This window comes from Ensifer sp. SSB1, from assembly GCF_016652895.1.
GTDB lineage: Bacteria > Pseudomonadota > Alphaproteobacteria > Rhizobiales > Rhizobiaceae > Ensifer.
In genome coordinates, this window is sequence record NZ_JAEPRP010000001.1 from 1 (window position 1) to 6,200 (window position 6,200).

The following is a 6,200-nucleotide window of genomic DNA, read 5'->3' on the forward strand; positions in this document are numbered from 1 at the left end:
GATGGAAATGAAAACGCCGGGGCAAGCCCCGGCGTTTTTTTTGCGGTATGCACCGCAGCCTACTTCTTCTTGCCCTTGGCCGGCGGGCCCTCGTCGAAGCCGACATAGACGGTGACGTTGGACCCGGCGCCAGCCGGCAGCGCCACGTTCGCCTTGGTGAAGACGAATTGCGCCGAGCCGGTGGAAGGAATTTCCACCGGCTGCTGCGTCAGTTCGGAATAGAGCGTCTTGTCGTCGTCGGTGGCGGCGACACGGATCGGCATGGTGATCTTGCCGGGGCCGCCCGCCGGACCGGCGACCACACGTCCCTGCACCACGACGGTTATCGACAATGCGCCTTCGCTCTGCACGCACTGGCGCGTGGTGTCGGCGAGTGAGGCCTGGTAGACGACCTTCGTCGGGTCGTTCTTGGCACCCTTAGCGTAGCTGGTGAACACCGACGTGCCATCACGCAGGACGACCTGCGGGCACGCGGCCTGGACGACGGCTGGCGTCGGAGCGGTGGCGCTGCCGCCCGCTTCGATCGCTCCGCCGGATTGCGTCTTGTTACAGCCGGCGAGGACCGCGAGAAAAGATATTGCGAGAACAGGCCGGGATACTTTGCCAAACACGTTGAACAACCTCTGCTGGACCGGTTGAAACTCCTTGACCGAAATCTCGGCCGGAAGACCTTTCATGGCCTTCGGGCATCGTCTATAGCAGCGACAAACTGAAAAATCGATTGGGTCGGCGTGTCCCTTCCGAATTTTCCGAAGCCTGATTTACGGCCGGAAATTGCGTTGGTGACAAGAATAGATGCAGACTTTGTCAAGGACTGACGCAATAAGACGGGCATGCCGCGGCGCCGTTTCCTACGGTCGCGGCCATCCTTGAGGTGGGACGAAGGACAACCATGGTGAAGTACATCTCGACGCGCGGCGAAGCCGCTCCTCTCGGCTTCTGCGACGCGCTGCTCGCCGGTCTTGCGCGCGACGGCGGTCTTTATCTCCCCAAGGAATGGCCGAAGTTTTCCAAGAAGGAAATCCGGGGCTTGCGCGGCAAGTCCTACCAGGAAATCGCGTTCACGGTGCTCGAGCCCTTCATCAATGGCGAGATTCCGGCGGCCAAGTTCCGCGAAATGATCGACGAAGCCTACGCCACCTTCCGCCACCCTGCGGTCGCGCCGCTCGTGCAGACGGGTCCGAACGCCTTCGTCATGGAACTCTTCCACGGCTCGACGCTCGCCTTCAAGGATGTGGCGATGCAATTGCTTGCGCGATTGATGGACTATGTTCTCGCCGAGCGCGGGGAGCGCGCCACTATCGTCGGCGCGACTTCGGGCGACACCGGCGGTGCGGCCATCGACGCCTTTGCCGGCCGTGAACGCACCGACATCTTCATCCTCTTCCCGCACGGCAAGGTTTCGCCGGTGCAGCAGCGGCAGATGACGACATCGAACGCATCCAACGTCCATGCCATCGCCGTCAAGGGCAACTTCGACGACTGCCAGAACCTAGTCAAAGCCATGTTCAACGACGCGGCCTTCCGCGACCGCGTCAAGCTTTCGGGCGTCAACTCGATCAACTGGGCGCGCATCATGGCCCAGATCGTCTACTACTTCACCACGGCAGTCGCGCTCGGCGGGCCGGACCGCAAGATCTCCTTCACGGTCCCGACCGGCAACTTCGGCGACATTTTCGCCGGCTACGTCGCCAAGCGCATGGGCCTGCCGATCGACAAGCTGGTGATCGCTACCAACGAGAACGACATTCTCGCCCGCACGCTGAAGACGGGTCGCTACGAGATGCGAGACGTCAAGGCGACGACCGCACCGTCGATGGACATCCAGATTTCGTCGAACTTCGAGCGGCTCCTGTTCGAGGCGAACGACCGTGATCCGGGCGAAGTGCGCTCGGCGATGGACGGCCTCAAGCAGTCCGGCTCCTTCACCATCCGCGAAAAAGCGCTGAAGGCCATCCGCAAGGAGTTCCGCTCCGGTCGCGCCTCGGAGAAGGACGTCGCCAGGACGATCACCAAGACGCTGGAAAAAACCGGCTATCTGCTTGATCCGCACAGCGCCGTCGGCGTCTTCGTCGCCGCCAAGCACGAGAAGCCGTCTGCTCCCATGGTGACGCTCGCCACCGCCCATCCGGCGAAATTCCCGGACGCTGTAAAATCGGCAAGTGGTATTGACCCGGCGCTTCCGACGTGGCTTGCTGACCTCATGAACAGGGAGGAGCGTTTCGATATCCTGGATCCGGACCTGAAGAGCGTCGAGACCTTTATCGGCGAGCGCACCCGTCTCCGGGGGTAAGAACGAGAAGAAACGTATGATGAAAGTTGAGTGCACCCGGCTCCCTTCCGGGTTGACGGTGGTAACCGAGCAGATGCCGCATCTCGAAAGCGTGGCGCTCGGGGTGTGGATCAAATCCGGTTCGCGCAATGAAACCCTGGGCGAACATGGCATTGCCCACCTGCTTGAGCACATGGCTTTCAAGGGCACCGCGCGGCGCACCGCCCGCCAGATTGCCGAAGAAATCGAAAATGTCGGCGGCGAAGTCAATGCTGCGACCTCGACCGAGACGACGTCCTACTATGCCCGTGTCCTCAAGGATCACGTGCCGCTGGCAGTCGATATTCTCGCTGACATTCTTACCGAATCCAGCTTCGACGATGAGGAACTGCGGCGCGAGAAGCACGTGATCCTGCAGGAGATCGGCGCTGCCGACGACACGCCGGATGACGTCGTCTTCGACCGTTTCGCCGAGACCGCCTATCGCAACCAGACCGTCGGCCGGCCGATCCTCGGTACGCCGGATACGGTCATGTCGTTCTCCGCCGACCAGATCCGCCAGTATCTCGGCCGCAATTACACCACCGACCGCATGTTCGTGGTCGCAGCCGGCGCCGTCGAACACGACGCCTTCGTGCGCCAGGTGGAGGAGCGCTTCTCGTCGCTTCCACGTACGCCGATCGCAACCCCGGTGCTCGAAGCAGCGCGCTATACGGGCGGCGAGAGCCGCGAAACGCGCGACCTGATGGACGCCCAGGTGCTGCTCGGCTTCGAGGGCAAGGCCTATCACGCCCGCGATTTCTACTGCTCGCAAATCCTCGCCAACATCCTCGGCGGCGGCATGTCCTCCCGCCTCTTCCAGGAAGTGCGCGAACACCGTGGCCTCTGTTATTCGGTCTATGCCTTCCATTGGGGCTTTTCCGACACCGGCATCTTCGGCGTGCATGCGGCAACCGGCGGCGAGAACCTGCCTGAACTGATGCCCGTCATCGTCGATGAGCTGCGCAAGTCCTCGATGAACATCGAGCAGCAGGAAATCGAACGGGCGCGCGCCCAGATCCGTGCACAGTTGCTGATGGGCCAGGAAAGCCCGGCCGCCCGCGCAGGTCAGATCGCCCGCCAGATGATGCTCTATGGGCGTCCGATCCCGAACGAAGAGCTGATGGAGCGCCTCTCCGGCATCACCATCGAGCGATTGACCGACCTTGCCGGCCGGCTGTTCTTCGATACGACGCCGACCCTTTCGGCCATCGGCCCGCTGGAGCAGCTTGCTCCCATGAACGATATCCTGTCGTCATTGACCGGCAAGACCGCCGTTCAGCACGCCGTCGCCAGCTAACCGGGCTTCGATCATTTCATTGTTTCATTGAAACCGTGAAATGATCGTGCCTTTCGGGCCTGCGCAATTCCTGGCGGAGACATCCGAGCCCAATCCTGGATTAGCGTTGGGCCGGCGAACGCGTAGCTGGCGCAAACGTCGTGCTCGAATGGTGAAGTCTTTGCGTCTTTTCGCAAAATCGGATTCGATTTGCGCGCAAAGTTGTGCAAGGTTTCGGTTTGTGACAGCGCAAGGGCGCGCTGCCGGGCGGATGATAAAAGGTCCCCGCACGCAAACTGGACGGCCTCGGAGGCACCTATGACACGATCGGTTTTTCGGTTCCTGTCGCGGCAGCCGGAGACGATCGAAATCGCCGACCAGAATTATCTGCTGCGACTCCCCCGCTATGCCGACTATCGCCAATGGTATCAGCTCCGAAGCGAGAGCCGCGCCTTCCTGGAACCTTGGGAACCAACCTGGCGCACCGACGAGATGACCGAGAGCGCCTATCGCAGCCGGGTGATCCGCAACGAGCAGGAATACTCCTCAGGGCAAGCGGTGCCGCTCTTTCTTGTCCCCAAGCCAGACGCGATGCTGCTCGGGGGACTTACGATCGGCCACATCCGCCGCGGCGCCGGGCAAAACTGCATGATCGGCTACTGGATGGGCGCGCGCCACGCCGGCAAGGGCCACATGTTTGCGGCCCTGAGACTCGCTATTCCCTACATCTTTTCGACCCTTGAGTTGCACCGTATTGAAGCAGCCTGTATTCCGGACAACTCAAGAAGCATCCGGCTCCTTGAAAAGGCCGGTTTTGCGCGTGAAGGCTACTTAAGACAGTACTTGAGAATTAATGGCCAGTGGCGCGACCACGTGCTCTTTTCTCTCCTGTCCGACGATGCCCTACCGAACAGGAATATGCCCCTTTGATGCCCCTAGCCCGCTCGCCCTTCGCCTGGTCAGCCTCGAAGCTGGCAGCGTTTCTGATTACGCTCACAACGTTTTTCTGCGCGCTCGGCGGTGCGGCCCAGGCTCTGGAGCCAGTGAAGATATCGCGCGAGGACACCGCGCTCGACCTGACAGCAACCACCGAAATCTACAGCGGCCGCAACGAAGCCTTCCAGGTCTCGACAGCGCCCGGAACCGACGGCATCGTGCGCCGCATCGAGGTGCGCTCCAGCAGCGAGGACCACCAGGGCGACTGGGCGGTGTTCGCGCTTGCCAACGTTTCGGCCGAACCGCTCGACCGCGTGATCGTCGCACCGCATTTCCGGTTGGTGAATTCCAAGCTGTTCTGGCCGGACCTCGGCTCCAAGCGCATCTTATCGATCACGCCCAGCGAAGGTTTCGCGCTCAGCCGCGAGCCGAGCGACGAAGCGGACGTCTTCCGCATCACGTTGGCGCCGGGCGTCATCATCACCTTCGTCGCTGAACTCGCGACACCCGAACTGCCGCAGATCTACCTGTGGGAGCCGGACTCCTACAAGGATACGGTCAACGCCTTCACGCTCTATCGCGGCATCGTGCTCGGCATTGCCGGTCTGCTTGCGGTGTTCCTGACCATCCTCTTCGTCGTCAAGGGTACCTCGATGCTGCCGGCAACAGCGGCGCTCGCCTGGGCGGTCCTTGCCTATATCTGCGTCGATTTCGGCTTCCTGTCGAAGCTTATCAGTGTGACGGCCGGAGACGAGCGAATATGGCGAGCGGGCACCGAGGTCTTCCTGGCGGCGGGCCTGGTGATTTTTCTGTTCACCTATCTCAATCTCAACCGCTGGCATCAGCATCTCGGATACGCAACGCTCGCCTGGATTCTGGGCCTCGGCCTGCTCTTCGGCGTCGCCGTCTACGATCCCGCGATTGCATCCGGTATCGCCCGCCTCTCCTTTGCGCTGACAGGAACGGTCGGCATCGTGCTAATCGCCTATCTCGGCTTCAACCGATACGACCGGGCGATCCTGCTAGTGCCTGCCTGGCTGCTCATCCTCGTCTGGCTCTTCGGCGCATGGTTGACCGTCACCGGCCAGCTTGCCAACGACATCGTGCAGCCGGCGCTCGGCGGCGGTCTCGTGCTTATCGTGCTCTTGATCGGCTTCACCGTCATGCAGCATGCGGTTGCCGGCAGCGGTTACCAGCAGGGCCTGTTCTCGGATCTCGAGCGCCAGTCGCTCGCGCTCACCGGCTCCGGCGATACCGTCTGGGACTGGGATGTCGCCCGCGACCGGGTGGTGACCATGCCGGATATATCGACCCAGCTCGGGCTGTCGCTCGGCAGCATGCACGGCCCCTTGCGCAACTGGTTGCCGCGCCTGCATCCTGATGATCGCGACCGCTTCCGGGCGACGCTCGACGTGCTTCTGGAGCGTCGCCGCGGCAAGCTCAACCACGAGTTCCGCGTGCGCGCCGAAGACGGCCATTATCACTGGCTTTCCATTCGCGCCCGGCCGGTGCTCGGCGCGAACGGCGAAATCATCCGCTGCGTCGGCACGATCATCGACATCACTGAACAGCGCAATTCCGTCGAGCGGCTGCTGCACAATGCGCTGCTCGACAATTTGACCGGCCTTCCGAACCGGCAGGTGTTTCTCGATCGGTTGCAGGCAATCCTGCTGA

At 62.0% G+C, this 6,200-nt stretch carries 5 protein-coding genes; 4 read left to right on the forward strand and 1 reads right to left on the reverse strand.

Annotation, left to right across the window (positions count from 1 at the left end):
• Positions 1 to 59: 59 nt before the first annotated feature.
• Entirely contained in the window at positions 60 to 611 is a 552-nt protein-coding gene (locus I8N66_RS00005; protein ID WP_291148376.1) for a hypothetical protein, read from the reverse strand.
• A gap of 281 nt (positions 612 to 892) precedes the next feature.
• On the opposite strand from I8N66_RS00005, the gene thrC reads away from it, so the two are divergent.
• The 4 genes from thrC to I8N66_RS00025 form a co-directional block, all read left to right on the forward strand.
• The gene (gene thrC, locus I8N66_RS00010; RefSeq protein ID WP_113537970.1) at positions 893 to 2,293 is read left to right on the forward strand and encodes a threonine synthase; all 1,401 of its coding nucleotides are present in this window, start codon (positions 893 to 895) and stop codon (positions 2,291 to 2,293) included.
• 16 nt (positions 2,294 to 2,309) lie between these two features.
• Positions 2,310 to 3,611, forward strand: coding sequence for a pitrilysin family protein (locus I8N66_RS00015; RefSeq protein ID WP_113537971.1), 1,302 nt, complete (start codon positions 2,310 to 2,312; stop codon positions 3,609 to 3,611).
• Between the two features lie 297 nt (positions 3,612 to 3,908).
• Positions 3,909 to 4,520 (forward strand): GNAT family protein, encoded by a 612-nt coding sequence (locus I8N66_RS00020; RefSeq protein ID WP_291148145.1) that lies wholly within the window; start codon positions 3,909 to 3,911, stop codon positions 4,518 to 4,520.
• Positions 4,520 to 6,200 (forward strand): PAS domain-containing protein (locus I8N66_RS00025; RefSeq protein WP_291148148.1); only part of this gene is annotated, 1,681 nt, incomplete at its 3' end. The genes I8N66_RS00020 and I8N66_RS00025, both read left to right, overlap by 1 nt.